Raw genomic sequence first — 16182 nt, 5'->3', positions numbered from 1 at the left:
CAATGTATGAGAACTCGAGTCGATAGCACCAAAGGAGCACAATGACGGAAGTCGAACGGCACAGCTACGACGTCGTGGTGATCGGTGCCGGTGGTGCCGGACTGCGCGCGGTCATCGAGGCCCGCGAGCAGGGCCTGTCCGTCGCCGTCGTCTGCAAGTCGCTGTTCGGCAAGGCCCACACCGTCATGGCTGAGGGTGGGTGCGCAGCGGCAATGGGCAATGCCAACGAGAAGGACACGTGGCAAACCCACTTTCGGGACACGATGCGAGGTGGCAAGTTCCTCAACAACTGGCGAATGGCCGAGTTGCACGCACGTGAAGCACCGGATCGGGTATGGGAACTCGAAACCTACGGTGCTCTGTTCGACCGCACCGCCGACGGCCGGATCAGCCAGCGCAATTTCGGTGGTCACACCTATCCTCGTCTCGCGCACGTCGGCGACCGCACCGGTCTCGAGATCATCCGAACCATGCAGCAGAAGATCGTATCGCTGCAACAGGAGGATTTCGCCGCCACCGGAGATTATGAGGACCGAATCAAGATCTTTGCCGAATGCACCATCTCCGAACTCCTCAAAGACGGCGACCGAATCTCTGGTGCGTTCGGATATTGGCGTGAGAGTGGACGTTTCGTGCTGTTCGAGGCGCCCGCGGTGGTCATGGCGACCGGAGGAATCGGCAAGTCGTTCAAGGTGACATCCAATTCGTGGGAGTACACCGGCGATGGTCATGCGCTCGCCCTTCGCGCTGGGGCCGACCTCATCAACATGGAGTTCGTGCAATTCCACCCGACCGGCATGGTGTGGCCGCCCAGCGTGAAGGGCATCCTCGTCACCGAAGGTGTGCGGGGCGACGGGGGAGTGCTGAAGAACTCCGAGGGAGATCGGTTCATGTTCTCCTACATCCCCCCAGTCTTCAAAGGTCAGTACGCCGAGACCGAAGAAGAGGCCGACGCCTGGTACAAGGACTCCGACAACAACCGCCGCACACCGGATCTGCTGCCCCGCGACGAGGTGGCGCGCGCCATCAATTCGGAAGTCAAGGCCGGAAGGCAGACTCCGCACGGCGGCGTGTTTCTGGACATCGCCTCGCGTATGCCCGCCGACGAAATCGTCCGCCGATTGCCGTCGATGTATCACCAGTTCAAGGAGCTAGCGGACGTCGACATCACCAAGGAACAGATGGAGGTTGGGCCGACCTGCCACTACGTGATGGGCGGGATCGAGGTCGACCCCGACACCGGATCATCGAGCGTCGCCGGTCTGTACGCCGCGGGGGAGTGCTCGGGCGGCATGCACGGCTCCAACCGGCTCGGCGGCAATTCGCTGTCGGACCTGCTCGTGTTCGGACGCCGCGCGGGTCTCGGAGCTGCCTCGTACGTGAAGTCGCTCTCGGACAGACCCGTCGTCTCTCCTGGCTCTGTAGATGCGGCGGCACGAATGCTGTTGTCTCCGTTCGATTCCTCGCCCGAGGACGACGGAACGTCCGAGAACCCTTACACCCTTCACACCGAACTGCAGCAAGTCATGAACGATCTCGTCGGCATCATCCGGAAGGAAGACGAGATCGCTGCGGCGCTTGTCGCACTCGATGAGATCAAGGAACGTATCGGCAGTGTCGAGGTCGAAGGACACCGTCAGTTCAACCCGGGTTGGCACCTCGCGGTAGACCTGCGGAACATGGTGATCGTCAGTGAGTGCGTCGCCCGGGCGGCGCAGATGCGCACCGAAAGTCGCGGAGGGCACACCCGTGACGATCATCCGGCCATGGATGCCGAATGGCGCGACACCCTGCTCGTGTGCAGCGCGGTCGGGGACATGTCCGCGCATCCCGGCGCGGCCGTGCCGGATGTCCTGATCACCCGAAAACGTCAGACCCCGATGCGTAAGGACTTGTTGGCGCTCTTCGATATCGACGAACTGAGCAAGTACTACACCGACGCCGAACTCGCAGAGCATCCGGGAAGGAAGGGATGAAATGGGTTACGACGCACGGTTCCGGGTCTGGCGTGGAGACTCTGCCGATGGGGCCCTCGAGGATTATGTGATTCCCGTCAACGAAGGTGAAGTGGTGCTCGACATCATTCACCGACTCCAGGCCACCCAGGCCCCCGACTTGGCGGTGCGATGGAACTGCAAGGCAGGTAAGTGCGGTTCGTGTTCGGCGGAGATCAACGGCCAACCGCGTTTGATGTGTATGACGCGGATGTCGACGTTCGCGGAGGACGAGGTGGTGACGGTGACACCGATGCGTGCGTTTCCCGTCATCCGCGATCTCGTCACCGATGTGTCGTTCAACTACGAGAAGGCGCGCGAGGTCCCCTCGTTCACGCCCCCGCCCGGCCTCGCGCCGGGTGCGTACCGGATGCAGCAGATCGATGTCGAACGCTCCCAAGAGTTCCGAAAGTGCATCGAGTGCTTCTTGTGTCAGAACACTTGTCACGTAATCCGCGACCATGAGGACAACAAACCCGCTTTTTCCGGTCCCCGCTTCTTCATTCGGGTGGCCGAACTCGAGATGCATCCCCTCGACACCGCCGACCGCCGTGACTCGGCGCAGGACGCTTATGGTCTCGGATTGTGCAACATCACCAAGTGCTGTACCGAGGTGTGCCCGGAAGGCATCAAGATCACCGACAACGCGATCATTCCGATGAAGGAGCGGGTGGTGGATCGACGATACGATCCACTGGTCTGGTTGGGCAACAAGCTTTTTCGGCGACACAATACTTGAAACGCGTTTTCGGCTTGCCGTTCGTTCCAAACCGCATGAGGAGGATTCGCAATGGCTGACAGCGCAACCGGTATGGGAGCCGAGATCGCCGAGGCGATCGCCCGTGGTCTGGCGTTCCCCGAACGAACCCCAATCCTCAAACATCCCGACAGCGTTGGCCTCGACAGTGAAGACGTCTTCTTTCCCGCCCTCGATGGCACCGTCTTGGAGGGATGGTTTATCCCCTGCGATTCCGCCCGCATAGTGATCTGCAATCACTTCGGTCCCGCCAACCGCCAGGGGTACCCCGGCCATCTCGAGGGCTGGAACAGCTCCAACGGCGTCGAGGTCGACTTCCTTCCCAAGTACAAGGCTCTGCATGATGCCGGCTACAACGTGTTGGCCTACGACCTTCGAAACCACGGCCTCAGCTCAGCCGGAGCTGGGGGCATCTGCGCCACCGGATTGATCGAATGGCGCGACGTCATCGGCTCACTGCGCTACATTCGGTCGCGCCCCGACACCAAAGACATGGCAATCTCACTGCAGAGTCTGTGCATCGGTGCCGACGCCACTCTTGTTGCGATGACTCATCATCCCTCGGAATTCGAGGGCGTGCGCTCACTGATCGCTATACAGCCACTGACTGGCCGCAGTTTCGCCGAACGCGCACTCGAATCCATGGGAGTACCCGACGCCATCGGACACTTCGAAACCTGCATCGAGCTTCTGACAAGCTTCCAGGTCGACGACTACGACATGACCCGCTACGCGACCTCAGTCACCGTCCCTACCCTCGTCGTTCAAGTCCGAGACGACTCTATGACCCGCGAAGTCGACGTCCAAGCGATATACGATGCCATCCCCGCTGAGGACAAGGAGATGTTGTGGATTGACGGCACCCCTATCCGCCACCACGGCTATACCTACTTCGCCGAACACCCCCAAGAGATGATCGATTGGTACAACGCTCACCCATAGACCAACCCGGTACGATCCACTGGTCTGGTTGGGTAACAAGCTCTTCCGGCGCGGGCAGAGCTAGAGTGAACCGCCCGTTACCGGAGAGCCGACCGGACGAACTCGGTCACATCGGGCAGGGCGGCGTACATCGTCGCGACGTGAGTGGCGGGGTAGGTGTGGAACACGAAGTTCTGGCCGGCAGCCACCAGTTCCGAGGTGAGTGCATACGTGAACACCACGGGGACCATCTCGTCGAAGATGCCGTGGCCGATGAAGAGCGGGCGGTCGTAGCCGGTGACGGGTACCGCCAGGGAACGCTCCAGTGCCGCCTGCATTTCGGGGCCGTCGAGCGGCCGTGACAGCAACTGGCCGATGGACAGGTCGCTGAATTGAGCCTGTGCGTCCGCGTAGCAGAGCGACTCGATCTGGCCGAGAACGTCGCGGCCGAGTGGGCTCAGGTAGCTGTCCACGTCCAGGTCGGGATTTGCCGCGCGAAGACCGGCCAGCGCGTAAGCGATGAAAACCGTGCTCCCGGTGAGCGGAAGCGCGGGAAAGCTCGGGCCGGTCAGCGGGGCCAGTTTCTCGATGTTCGACGGCGCTCCGGTTGCGACGGTTCCACGGAAGTCGAGTTCGGGCGCGTACCGCGTGGCGATCGAAGCGGCGGCCAGGACCGCGTGGCCCCCCTGCGAATGCCCGAGCGCCACCCACCTATCCGACAATGAGGGTGTCACGGCACGGCCTGCGCGGACCATGTCGATCACGCTGTGCCCTTCCGACGGTCCGTCGAGGTACGGGTGAATTCCGGGTGTGCCGAGGCCGACGTAATCCGTTGCGACGATTGCATACCCTTGCTGGAGAAAGGACTCCAGGTACGGTATGACGATTTGGCCGGTAACCGTTGGGGCGCACTTGTCGGCGACGCCCACGGCGCCGTGCCCCCACGAGATGACCGGCCATCCGCCGGCTGGCGGCTCGCCCGGCGGCAGCAGGACCGCGCCGGTGCTGGGCGCCGGCCGATCTTGTGGACCTGTGGTCCAGTAGGTCACGTACGTTCCCGTAGCCACCCCCTGAGGTAGCCCGTCAGACGGCATGGGGGAGGAAGCGACGACGGTGCCTGGGTCGTCGAGCACAGTCTGCGCACCGGCAGGGGCGGGGACGCCGAGCCACGCCAGGCCGAGTGTCAGAGCGACAGCGATGCTTGCGCGTCGGATGAACCCGCGTCGGACAAACTCTGGTCGCATTGTCACCCCACCTTCTATTGGAACGCCGCCCGAACGAATTCCGTGGTTTCGGGCAGAGATGCCTCCATCGTCCCGAGGTGACCGTCCGGGTAGGTGCGGAACACGAAGTTCTGGCCCGCGGCCGCCAGCTCCGAGGTGAGAGCGAACGCGAATACTGCCGGAACCATGTCGTCGAAAAGCCCTTGGCCGATGAACAGCGGACGGTCGTAGCCGGTGACGGGCACGGCCAGCGAGCGCTGCAGCGCTGCCTGAATCGCGGGATCGTCGAGCTGCCGTGACAGCAGCTGGCCGATGGTCAGATTCCCGATCTGTGCTTCCGCGTCCGCGTAGCAGAGCGACTCGACGCGGCCGAGAACGTCGCGGCCCAGCGGGCTCAGGTAGCTGTCGAGGTTCAGGTCGGGATTTGCCGCGCGAAGACCGGCGAGCGCGTACGCGATGAACACCGTGCTCCCGGTGAGCGGAAGCGCCGGAAAGTCCGGTCCGGCCAGCGGCGCCAGTTTCTCGATGTTCGACGGCGCCCCGGTTGCGACCGTGCCCCGGAAGTCGAGTTCGGGTGCATACGTGGTGGCCATCGAGGCAGTGAACAGGGCGGCGTGCCCGCCCTGAGATTGCCCGAGCGCCACCCACCGGTCCGAGAGGGACGGCGTCACCGCCCGGCCCGCGCGGACCATGTCGATCATGCTGTGTGCCTCCGACGGCCCGTCGAGGTATGCATGGGTTCCGGGCGTCCCGAGTCCGACGTAATCCGTTTTGACGAGGGCATACCCCTGCTCGAGCCAGGAATCCAGATATGGGCTGGTGATCTGCCCGGTGACCGTTGGGGCGCACTTGTCGGCGATACCCACGGTGCCGTGCCCCCACGAGATGACCGGCCATCCGCCGGGTGGTGGTTCGCCCGGCGGCAGCAGGATCGCCCCGGTGCTCAGCGCGGGCTGACCCTGCGGGCCCTGAGTCCAATAGGTCACGTACGAGCCCGCAGCGACACTCTCGGGCAGTGCACCGGATGGTATGGGGGTGGAGGAGACGACGGTGCCCGGGCTGTCGAGGGCGGTCTGGGCGCCGGCAGGGACTGGGACGCTGAGCAGCATCACGCCGCATGTCACCGCGCCGGCGATAGTTCTACGGGGGCGGAGCCGAAATCTCATCGTGCACACTCCCTGGCCTCATGAACGGTCAGTAGACCGGCGCGGCGTGTATCACTCCATTGTGCCTACTAGGTGGGATGCGCGGCAGAGTCGAGGCGAGTGCGGATCCCGTCCACGAAGAGGGTGAGGCCGAAATCGAACCGGATCGCAGGGTCGCCGTCCAGCAGATCTTCGTCGTAGGCCGCGATGGCTGAGTGCGGGGCGTCGGGCGAGAGCGCGGCCCGGGTGAGTGCGCCGGCCGATTCCATCTGGGCGCGCGACTGCTCGTCGACGGTGTGTCCGAGCACGTAGTAGAGCAGCGAGTACGAGGCCAGTTCGGCGTGCTCGCGGGACAGGCCCGACCGCAATCCGACGGCCGCGAAGCTCTCGCGCACCCGCGCGTTGGTCATCCGGGAGGCATAGGTGGCCGATACAAGCTCGGCGCCGTCGCGGTGGGCCAGCAGCGCGGATCGTAGGCGGTGGGCCAGTTCGACGATCTCCCCGTCCCAAGCCGTGGCCTCGACCGGGGCATCGACGTCCTCGAGGATCTTGTCTGCCAGTGCTCCGAGAAGCGTCTGCTTGTTGGGAAAGTGCCAGTACAGCGCGCCCGCCTGTACACCGAGGGAGGAGGCCAGGCGGCGCATCGTCAAGTCGGCGAGGCCGAACTCGTCGAGGATGGCCATCGCGCCGTCGAGAACGTCGCCGCGTCGTAGTTGCACCGTGTGATCTCCTGATCCGTGATCTCCCCGGATCCGTCTGACTCGGCCCGCGGGAGTGCCTGGCTTTGACAGTATTCCACCACGGTTCTAACGTGAACGCCGTGCAACTTGTACGGTGTTCAATTCTCGTATCAGTCGATCCACGACAGGTGATCGGCCCGGCTCCCAGGAGATGCGTGTGACCTCGGCCTCAGTACAGACGGATATCCTCGCGCTCGCGCGGGAGCAGGTGCTCGAACGCGGCGAAGCGCTCAACGAGAGTCAGGTGCTCGAGGTTCTGAAGTTGCCCGACGAGCGGCTCGAGGAACTACTCGGGCTCGCCCATGACGTGCGCATGAAATGGTGCGGTCCCGAGGTCGAGGTCGAGGGCATCATCAGCCTCAAGACCGGCGGCTGCCCCGAGGATTGCCACTTCTGCTCTCAATCGGGACTCTTCCAGTCGCCCGTGCGTGCGGCTTGGCTCGATATCCCGAGCCTCGTCGAGGCGGCCAAACAGACTGCCAAGACGGGCGCCACCGAATTCTGCATCGTCGCCGCGGTCCGCGGTCCCGACGAGCGGCTGCTCGCGCAGGTAGCTGCCGGTATCGAGGCGATCCGCAATGAAGTCGACATCCAGATCGCATGCTCGCTCGGCATGCTGACCCAGGAGCAGGTCGACCAGCTCGCGGCGATGGGGGTCCATCGCTACAACCACAATCTCGAGACCGCGAAGTCGCACTTCCCGAATGTCGTCACCACCCATTCCTGGGATGAGCGGTGGAACACCCTCCGTATGGTCCGCGACGCGGGCATGGAGGTGTGCTGCGGCGGCATCCTCGCCATGGGCGAGAGCCTCGAGCAGCGCGCCGAGTTCGCCGCGAACCTGGCCGAGCTCGAGCCCGACGAGGTCCCGCTGAACTTCCTCAACCCGCGCCCGGGCACTCCGTTCGGTGATCTCGAGGTTCTGCCCGCGAGCGAGGCACTCAAGTCCGTCGCCGCATTCCGCCTCGCGCTGCCTCGCACGATTCTTCGCTTCGCCGGTGGACGGGAGATCACGCTCGGCGACCTCGGCGCGAAGCAGGGCATCCTCGGCGGTATCAACGCCGTCATCGTCGGAAACTACCTCACTACTCTCGGACGTCCCGCGGAAAAGGACCTCGACCTACTCGTCGATCTGCAGATGCCGATCAAGGCCCTGAACGACACCCTGTGACGACCACGGTGGAGACTGCTGCGAACAGCGACCCGGAAGAGCGCTACAACCCCTACACCGGCCGCAGAGTGGTGCCCGGCGTTGATGACACCGTTCCCACTGCCGCCCAGCTGGGACTGGAACCGCCCCGCTTCTGCGAGGCATGTGGTCGCCGCATGATCGTTCAGGTCAGCCCGGACGGGTGGTGGGCCAAGTGCTCCCGCCACGGTGTCGTCGACTCGACAGCTCTCGGTCGGCGGTAGCGTCTGGGGGGTGACTCCACTTCGGCGAATCCGGCTTCGATCAGCCGCGGGAATTTTCTGCGGCGCGGTGGCGGTGAGCGTTCTTGCGGGCGTGGTGTGGGGCATGCTCGCACCGCCCGAGAAGTTGTTAGTGGTTGCACCCGACCGTGGTGTGTCACTCACCGGGGAGAGCCTGCACAGATTCGACGCGATCGGGATGTTCGTATGCGCGGGTCTCGTCGTGGGCATCCTCACCGCGGTCGCCGCGTGGACGTTGAGACGCAGCCGCGGTCCGGTCGCCCTGGGCGCCGTCCTCGCCGGAAGCGCGGTGGGGGCCGGCGTCATGGCACTTGCCGGGCTCGGAGTGGCTGCACTGCGATATCCCCACCCCGGCGCGAACACAACCGGAACAATCGTTGCGGTCGCGCCGGGGGTCGGGACGCTTCTGGTGCTGATCTTTCAGCCCCTTGTCGCCGTCGTGGTGACGCTGGTACTCGCCGCGCTCAACCCGTATGACGACCTCGGCGTCGGGGATCGTCCGATCGAACTCGACGAGCCGGAGACGGGGGATCCGGACCGGCGGGACGCAGCCGTTACGTCGTGATCGCTACTTCTCGATCTTGGCGCGCAGCCGCACGTTGCCGAGCATGCGCCCGACGACCAACGCCGTGATCCGGCGGGTCCCCAGTCGCGGGCCGAGTGCCGAGATCTTGTTCGTCCACCCGGACATCACGCTCGGCGGCGGGTTGCGCCGGTCGAGGGCCCGGAACACGGTGTTCATCACTTGTTCTGAGGTTTGCATGTACCCGGCGGCCGCGTCCTGAGTGCCGACGACGTCGAAGAATTCGGTGTGTGTCGGGCCCGGAGAGAGCGCTAGCACCGTCAGTCCGGTACCTCGGGCCTCCGCCCACAATGCCTCCGTGAAGTGAAGGACGAATGCCTTGCTCGCCCCGTAGACGGCCATGCCGGGAGTCGGCTGGTATGCGGTGCTGCTCGCGATGTTCAGCAGTAGGCCACGTCCACGGAGCAGATCGGGCAGGAAGATGTGGGACAACTCGACGAGAGTGGTGACGTTGAGCTGAATGAGAGAGCTGAGCCTGTCCAGGTCAGCGGACGCGAAGTCTCCGTGCGTGCCGAAGCCGGCGTTGTTGACCAGCGAGTCGATGCGGATGCCGCGGGCGGTGAGCTCGCTTCTGAGGCTTTCGGCGGCGCCGGGCGTGGCGAGGTCGAACGGGAGCACGGTGACCGTCACCGGGTGCTTCTCGCGGAGTTCTTTCGCGAGCTGCTCGAGCCGGTCTTCTCGCCGGGCGACGAGAACGAGGTTTGCACCTCGCTCGGCGAAGCGTCGGGCGAAATCGGCGCCGAGGCCCGCGCTGGCGCCGGTGATGAGGACGGTCGATCCGGATACGTCGACAGACATGATTCTCCTAGTCGTTGAGTGCCCCCGAATGTAGCCACTGTCACCAATGTAGTCAATGTCAACATTGCGCTACGCTGTTGTCATGCCCGCCGCCGAACAGCCGTACCACCACGGAAGTCTGCGTCAGGTGCTACTCACACGCGCCGAGAATACGCTCGAGAAGGACGGCGTCGACGGCCTCTCTCTTCGTCGACTCGCCAGGGAGGCCGGGGTAAGCCATGCGGCTCCCAGCAAACATTTCCGGGATCGACAGGCCCTGCTGGACGCGCTGGTCGAGCAGGGGTTCCATCGGTTGACCAAGGCGCTCGAGCAGGCATTCGAGCAGGCCGAGCCACATCCCCGCGCCCGCTTGGGCGCAGTCGCGGGCACCTACGTGACGTTCGCACTCACCCACCGTGAGCTCCTCGCATTGATGTACAGCAGCAAGTTGGCGCCCGGGGCGGCCGCTGAGGTGGTGGAGGCCGGCCGTACCCCGATGGATCTGACGGTCCGGATCATCACCGAGGCCCAGGCCGCGGGTGACATCGGTCCCGGTGACCCCTGGCATATTGCGCTCGTTGCGTTCGCGACCTTCCACGGCATCGCGACCCTCGCCGCGGGCGGAATGCTCTACGGTGCCCCGGTCGACGAGTTGGTCGCTGCCGCATCGGACACGTTCTGGCGGGGGCTCGCTCGGGAGTGACTTCGTCGATCTGAGAAGTGTCGACCTGAGAAGCAACTAGTCGACTCGTTCTGACAGGTTCGGCCCCCATGGATCGGTGATCCATGGGGGCCGAGTGTCCTGCGGACTGAAGCGCCCTGGGCGCTCATTGGTGGTCTACGGGCAGCTTTGGACCAGTGCTTCGGTTGGGGTCGAACCGGGGCGACCGACCGCGTCACACGTAAGGCCAACCTCAATGAAGTTCGGAGTCCACCGGGCTAGGAACTGATGTTGAGGGTAAAGAGATGGATGACCGCGTCGACAGCGCTGTCTGTGATCTCCGATGAACTCATATCGTCTCCTGACTGTCATGTGCACATTTCTCACGCCACCTGGTGGCGCTGTCTCTTTATAGCCCAGTGGGCAGGGTGCGGGGTCGGAATCAAGATAGACCCCTGAGAATGTGGAGCCACTCAATTCTTGGGCATCCTGTTACACCCTGTCGCATTCCGTTCAAGACCGTCGGATGAAGGTTCATGCCGGCGACATCACATGCTTCCCCCAATTATCCGAATTCTCGTCTTCGTTACTCCTCACAATTATTCGATTTGTTATTCCTCACAATTATCCAGGTCGTTGCTTTGCAAATATCTTTGGTTCGTTACTCCTCACAGTTTCTCCAGTCTGAGTTGTGGGATGAACGCGTCGGGAACCTGTGCGCCTGTAATCGCTGGGCTTGCCCGCGGTGCCGACCTGGGGCGTCGATAGTTCTTGCACTGAGCGCAGAAACAGGGGCACTCGGCACTGCATGCGAGCCTCAGTTTCAGTGAGGCGCAAAGCCTCTAGGGCTAGGAGGAGAACAACTGCTCGAGAGTCCTGAGGAACTTGCTGGCTTCAGCGGCGAGACTGCCTGACAGGCTTCCTGAGGTGATGTTTGATGAAAACATATGCGGTCTCCTGACTGATGACTATGTTCTTCGTTGGAACGCGAAACTGGGGCCCACGGGATCGCGCGTGAGCCCCAGTTTCAGTGAATTTCCGAACCTCTTGGACTAGGAGTTCAGGCTCTCACTGAGGATCTTGATGACTTGGTCGACGCCGCTCTCCAAGATGTCCGATGAAAACATGCGGTCTCCTGACTGGTGATGTGTGTTTTGGATCACGCCCTTGGGGGCGCGCTTCTTTTCTACCCCAGCAAACGCGAATAGATGGTCCGAATAGGAATATTCCGAAAATATTTCTCGATTCTCACCGATCGCATACGGTCTTATCTCCCGTTGCATTCCGTTGACAGGCCCGACCACCCTCTCGGCGCCGTCTGTGTCTCCTGCGTGGTCACGGCACGCCGGCGTGGCGGCGGCCAGCAATCGGCGCCGTTCTTCGAGGCGATCTGCGTTCCGATGCGGCGTAGAACAGTGTCCGTAGAACAGTGTCCGTAGAACAATGTCCCTAGAACAGTGTCACTAGAAAAATGTCTCGGTATGTGTTGCGTGCAAAGCACTTTCGCGCCGAGGTTGTGGAGTTTGCAGGGCCGCAACTGGCGATCGGTGATTGCGGACAGCCTCGCGAGCGACCGAACGCGTCAGCCCGGCGGCCGCAGCGCCGCGAACTCGTCGGTGACGCGCAAGCAGGAATCGGTGAAGCGGAAAAGCGCCGCCGGGCGGCCGCCTGTTCGGCCCGAGCGTGCCGTCTTGCCCGTCGGAGTCAGCACGCCCCGTCTTCCGAGCACGCGCGCCAGGTTGGTGGCGTCGACCTGGTAACCCAGTGCGGCGCAATAAATTTCGCGTAGCGTCGACATCGCAAACTCCTCTGGGGCCAGCCCGAACGCGATGTTGGTGTAGGACAGCTTGGCGGCGAGGCGTGTGCGGGCGTGCTCGACCACTGTGCCGTGATCGAATGCCATCTCAGGCAGCGCGCACACCGGATGCCAGGCGGTGTCCGCCGGGACTTTCGGATCTGCCGGAAGGGGGACGAGTCCGAGGAATGTCGATGCGATCGTGCGCGGCCCGGGTACCCGGTGGGGATCACTGAACACCGACAGTTGCTCGAGATGCGAGACCTCCTGCACGTCCACCTTCTCGGCCAGTTGTCGCCGAGCCGACGTGGTGAGATCTTCGTCCTCGCGGAGCACGCCACCCGGCAGCGACCACTTGCCCGCCTGCGGATCGAGAGCCCGCTGCCACAACAGCACGGCCAACTCCTCGGAGCCGGATCCGGGGAGTTGGCCGCCGCCGCGACCGAACTCACCGGACTGATCTGGATCGATGGCGTCGGGGAAGTGGCGAACCTGGAACACCGCGGTGAGAACTTCATGGGTGGTGGTGCTACCATTGGGCATGTTTTCGATCATAAGTCGAAAACCGTGATTCTAGGAAATTCCGGACCGGCTCACCGAGTCCACGGCGAAGGAGCAAGCCATGACTGCCACCACATTGTGGGCGGGTACCCGCCCACAGATCCAGGACGGTCCCGGCGGCTACACGGGCGTCGAGGCGAGCGAAGAGTGGGCGGCCGAGATCAAGCGGCTGGCGCGGGAGCGGGGCGCGACCCTGCTCGCCCACAACTACCAGCTACCCGCGATCCAGGACGTCGCCGATCACGTCGGCGACTCCCTGGCCCTGTCTCGGATCGCGGCGGAGGCGCCCGAAGACACCATCGTGTTCTGCGGTGTCCACTTCATGGCGGAGACCGCAAAGATCCTGAGCCCGGACAAGACCGTCCTCATCCCCGATGAACGTGCCGGATGCTCGCTTGCCGATTCCATCACCGCCGACCAACTGCGTGAATGGAAGGCGGACTACCCCGACGCCGTCGTGGTGTCGTACGTCAACACGACCGCCGAGGTGAAGGGGCTGACCGACATATGCTGCACGTCGTCGAACGCTGTCGACGTCGTCGCATCGATCGACCCCGACCGTGAGGTGCTGTTCTTGCCGGATCAGTTCCTCGGAGCCCACGTCAAGCGTGTGACCGGTCGAGAGAACATGCAGATCTGGGCGGGCGAGTGCCATGTGCACGCCGGAATCAACGGGGACGAACTGACGGCGCGGGCCAAGTCGCACCCCGGCGCCGAACTGTACGTCCACCCCGAGTGCGGTTGCGCCACCTCCGCGCTCTACCTCGCCGGCGAGGGGTTCGTGCCCGAGGAGAAGGTGAAGATCCTCTCCACCGGAGGCATGCTCGACGCCGCCCGCGAGACCGGCGCCAGGCAGGTGCTGGTCGCCACCGAGGTCGGAATGCTGCATCAATTGCGCAAGGCCGCACCCGAGGTGGACTTCCAGGCCGTCAACGACCGCGCGTCGTGCCCCTACATGAAGATGATCACTCCGGCCGCCCTCCTGCGCTGCCTGCTCGAGGAGAAGGATGAGGTCCACGTCGACCCCGCGGTCGCCGAGCGTGCCCGAAAGTCGGTTCAGCGCATGATCGAGATCGGAAACCCGGGCGGCGGGGAGTGACTGGACCCGTTCGGGGGATCTCCTGGGAGGAGTACGCAGACTTCGTCGTGGTCGGGGGAGGGGTGGCCGGTCTCACGGCTGCCCGTACGGCCGCGCTTCGAGGTCTGACGGTGCTCACCATCAGCAAGGGCGGACCGGCCGACACTGCGACTCAGTACGCGCAGGGCGGCATTGCCGTCGTGGCCGAATCCGGAGACTCGGTCGACTCGCACGTTGCCGACACCTGTGAGGCAGGCGCAGGACTGTGCGACGCTGCAGCCGTGCGCTCGATCGTGGCCGGCGGACAGAGCGCGGTGGCAGAGCTCGCCGGGCTCGGTGCGATGTTCGACCGTGGCCGGGACGGTGACGTGTCTCGAACCCGGGAGGGCGGGCACAGCACACACCGGATCATTCACGCCGGCGGGGATGCGACCGGCGCCGAGGTGCAACGTGCCCTCGACACGGAGGTGCAGCGGGCGCTCGGCGCGACTGGCTCATCCGTGTTGTTCGGTGCCGCCGCACTCCGAGTGTTGACGGACTCCCACGGGGTAACCGGCGTCCTCGTCAATTCGCCGCGCGGACTCGGCGTCGTACACTGCCCATCCCTACTGTTGGCAACGGGCGGACTCGGTCAGCTGTACGCGTGTAGCACCAATCCGGCGGGCTCGACCGCAGACGGTCTCGCGCTCGCCCTCGACGCGGGAGCCGCAGTCGCGGACCTCGAGTTCGTCCAGTTTCACCCGACCGTCCTGTTCACGCCCGGTGGGCGGGGGCGGCGGCCGCTGATCAGCGAGGCCGTGCGTGGCGAGGGTGCCGTCCTGGTCGACGCCAACGGAGACTCGGTCACAGCCGGGGTGCACCCACTCGGCGACCTCGCGCCCCGCGACGTGGTCTCGCGCGCGATCGCCGCTCGGCTCCGTGCGCTCGGGCACGACCACGTCTACCTCGACGCCCGCGCTCTCCAAGGATTCGCGCAGCGCTTCCCCACGGTGACGGCGTCCTGCCTGGCCTCCGGAATCGACCCGCGCGAGCAACTGATCCCGGTGGCCCCGGCCGCTCATTACTCTTGCGGTGGCATCGTCACCGACGTCTCCGGTCGTACTGCAGTGCCCGGGCTGCTCGCCGCCGGCGAGGTCGCTCGTACCGGGCTGCACGGCGCCAATCGGCTTGCGTCGAACAGTCTCCTCGAGGGCCTCGTCGTCGGGGAACGGGCCGGTGCCGCCGCGGTCGAACGATCCGGTCTGCCGGTCGAGGTCATCGACCCGGCTCCGCAGGCACTGCCGCGCATCCCGCGTGACGGCCTGCAACAGTGGATGACCGACAACGTGTCCGTCGTCCGCGACGGTGCCGGACTGGCCGCGGTGGCGGCGGAACTATCGACGGCGCGGCGCGCGGTGCCTACCACCATCACCGATCTCGAGGACGCCGCCCTCACGATCACAGCGTCGGCCCTCGTCCTCGCAGCGGCCGCTCGCACCGAGAGCCGCGGCTGCCACACCCGCCTCGACTATCCGCAGCCGTCGTCCGACTGGCGTCGTAGCACGCACATCCGGCTCCGCGACGGAGAGCTCGAGCTTCTCGAACCTCAACTCACAGGAGTGCGCTGATGGCTGCCCACATCGACGAACTCGCCTCCCTGGGTCTGGACCCGGACGAGGTGCGAACTATCGTCCGAGTCGCGCTGGACGAAGACCTCCGTTACGGCCCCGACGTCACGTCGGTGTCGACGGTCCCGCTCGATGCCGTCGCCAAGGCTTCGGTGGCGTCCCGCGCCCACGGTACGGTCGCCGGGATCGATGTCGGGCTGCTGGTGCTCGACGAGGTGATCGGCGAGGGCAACTACGAGGTTCTGGGCCGCGTGGCGGACGGTACTCGGGTCACCCCCGGTCAGTCGGTGCTGTCGCTGTCCGCTCCTACTCGCGGGCTGCTCACCGCCGAGCGCACGATGCTCAACCTGGTCTGCCACCTCTCTGGCATCGCGACCGCGACCGCCGCGTGGGTTGATGCGGTCGAGGGCACCGGCGCGAAGATCCGCGACAGCCGCAAGACTCTGCCCGGGCTGCGAGCGTTGCAGAAGTACGCGGTCCGGGTCGGGGGCGGCGTGAACCACAGAATGGGGCTCGGCGACGCCGCGCTGATCAAGGACAACCACGTCGCCGCGGCGGGATCGGTGGTGGCCGCGCTACGCGCCGTCCGTGCTGCCGCGCCGGACCTCGAATGTGAGGTGGAGGTCGACAGCCTCGAGCAACTCGACGCCGTGCTCGCGGAGAACGTGGAACTGGTCCTGCTCGACAACTTCCCGCTGTGGCAGACGCAGATCGCGGTGCAGCGTCGGGACGCGACCGCTCCCGGCACGAAACTGGAGTCGTCCGGTGGGTTGACGCTCGACGTCGCGGCGGACTACGCCGGCACCGGGGTCGACTACCTCGCGGTCGGCGCTCTGACCCACTCGGTGAACGTGCTGGATCTCGGCCTCGATATGTGAATCGGCGCTATGTGAATCGGCGCTATGTGAA

The 16182-nt window shown here is 64.7% G+C and carries 15 protein-coding genes; 10 read left to right on the top strand and 5 right to left on the bottom strand.

What is annotated here, in order from left to right; translation table 11 throughout:
- Positions 1–41: 41 nt before the first annotated feature.
- The 3 genes from BFN03_RS09320 to BFN03_RS09310 are packed head-to-tail and all read left to right on the top strand — an operon-like array spanning position 42 to position 3693.
- Positions 42–1976: a fumarate reductase/succinate dehydrogenase flavoprotein subunit gene (locus BFN03_RS09320; protein WP_070378782.1), complete on the top strand. Its 1935-nt coding sequence runs from the start codon at positions 42–44 to the stop codon at positions 1974–1976.
- 1 nt (position 1977) lies between these two features.
- Positions 1978–2733, top strand: coding sequence for a succinate dehydrogenase/fumarate reductase iron-sulfur subunit (locus BFN03_RS09315; protein WP_070378781.1), 756 nt, complete (start codon positions 1978–1980; stop codon positions 2731–2733).
- Positions 2734–2784: 51 nt separating this feature from the next.
- Complete coding sequence (locus BFN03_RS09310; protein WP_070378780.1) at positions 2785–3693, top strand: alpha/beta hydrolase family protein; 909 nt, start codon at positions 2785–2787, stop codon at positions 3691–3693.
- A 77-nt stretch (positions 3694–3770) separates the two neighbouring features.
- On the opposite strand, the gene BFN03_RS09305 is transcribed toward BFN03_RS09310, so the two are convergent.
- The 3 genes from BFN03_RS09305 to BFN03_RS09295 all read right to left on the bottom strand — a co-directional run bounded on the left by BFN03_RS09305 (position 3771) and on the right by BFN03_RS09295 (position 6759).
- Positions 3771–4916, bottom strand: a complete 1146-nt coding sequence (locus BFN03_RS09305; RefSeq protein WP_070378779.1) for a lipase family protein — start codon at positions 4914–4916, stop codon at positions 3771–3773.
- A 14-nt stretch (positions 4917–4930) separates the two neighbouring features.
- On the bottom strand, positions 4931–6061 hold the full coding sequence (locus tag BFN03_RS09300; RefSeq protein WP_070378778.1) for a lipase family protein: 1131 nt from the start codon (positions 6059–6061) through the stop codon (positions 4931–4933).
- A gap of 68 nt (positions 6062–6129) precedes the next feature.
- Entirely contained in the window at positions 6130–6759 is a 630-nt protein-coding gene (locus BFN03_RS09295) for a TetR/AcrR family transcriptional regulator C-terminal domain-containing protein (RefSeq protein WP_070378777.1), read from the bottom strand.
- Positions 6760–6937: 178 nt separating this feature from the next.
- Here BFN03_RS09295 and bioB point away from each other — a divergent pair, with 178 nt between their 5' ends.
- The 3 genes from bioB to BFN03_RS09280 are packed head-to-tail and all read left to right on the top strand — an operon-like array spanning position 6938 to position 8776.
- Positions 6938–7951, top strand: a complete 1014-nt coding sequence (gene bioB / locus BFN03_RS09290; RefSeq protein WP_070380766.1) for a biotin synthase BioB — start codon at positions 6938–6940, stop codon at positions 7949–7951.
- On the top strand, positions 7948–8193 hold the full coding sequence (gene bsaP / locus BFN03_RS09285) for a biotin synthase auxiliary protein BsaP (protein ID WP_070378776.1): 246 nt from the start codon (positions 7948–7950) through the stop codon (positions 8191–8193). Before bioB ends, bsaP begins: the two co-directional genes overlap by 4 nt.
- A 10-nt stretch (positions 8194–8203) precedes the next feature.
- Positions 8204–8776 (top strand): DUF2567 domain-containing protein, encoded by a 573-nt coding sequence (locus BFN03_RS09280; RefSeq protein WP_070378775.1) that lies wholly within the window; start codon positions 8204–8206, stop codon positions 8774–8776.
- A 3-nt stretch (positions 8777–8779) separates the two neighbouring features.
- On the opposite strand, the gene BFN03_RS09275 is transcribed toward BFN03_RS09280, so the two are convergent.
- Positions 8780–9592 (bottom strand): SDR family NAD(P)-dependent oxidoreductase, encoded by an 813-nt coding sequence (locus tag BFN03_RS09275; RefSeq protein WP_070378774.1) that lies wholly within the window; start codon positions 9590–9592, stop codon positions 8780–8782.
- Positions 9593–9674: 82 nt separating this feature from the next.
- Here BFN03_RS09275 and BFN03_RS09270 point away from each other — a divergent pair, with 82 nt between their 5' ends.
- Positions 9675–10274: a TetR/AcrR family transcriptional regulator gene (locus BFN03_RS09270; protein WP_070380765.1), complete on the top strand. Its 600-nt coding sequence runs from the start codon at positions 9675–9677 to the stop codon at positions 10272–10274.
- A 1540-nt stretch (positions 10275–11814) separates the two neighbouring features.
- On the opposite strand, the gene BFN03_RS09260 is transcribed toward BFN03_RS09270, so the two are convergent.
- On the bottom strand, positions 11815–12570 hold the full coding sequence (locus BFN03_RS09260; RefSeq protein ID WP_070380764.1) for an NUDIX hydrolase: 756 nt from the start codon (positions 12568–12570) through the stop codon (positions 11815–11817).
- A gap of 79 nt (positions 12571–12649) precedes the next feature.
- Between BFN03_RS09260 and nadA the strand changes: the two genes are divergently transcribed.
- The 3 genes from nadA to nadC are packed head-to-tail and all read left to right on the top strand — an operon-like array spanning position 12650 to position 16151.
- Positions 12650–13687, top strand: a complete 1038-nt coding sequence (gene nadA, locus BFN03_RS09255) for a quinolinate synthase NadA (protein ID WP_070378772.1) — start codon at positions 12650–12652, stop codon at positions 13685–13687.
- Positions 13684–15273, top strand: coding sequence for an L-aspartate oxidase (locus tag BFN03_RS09250; RefSeq protein ID WP_070378771.1), 1590 nt, complete (start codon positions 13684–13686; stop codon positions 15271–15273). Before nadA ends, BFN03_RS09250 begins: the two co-directional genes overlap by 4 nt.
- Positions 15273–16151: a carboxylating nicotinate-nucleotide diphosphorylase gene (gene nadC / locus BFN03_RS09245; protein WP_070378770.1), complete on the top strand. Its 879-nt coding sequence runs from the start codon at positions 15273–15275 to the stop codon at positions 16149–16151. The genes BFN03_RS09250 and nadC overlap by 1 nt, the downstream gene beginning before the upstream one ends.
- The last annotated feature ends 31 nt before the right edge of the window (positions 16152–16182 follow it).

Origin of the sequence: Rhodococcus sp. WMMA185, assembly GCF_001767395.1 — a bacterium.
Lineage (GTDB): Bacteria > Actinomycetota > Actinomycetes > Mycobacteriales > Mycobacteriaceae > Rhodococcus_F.
This window is presented reverse-complemented; position numbering and strand designations above follow the sequence as displayed.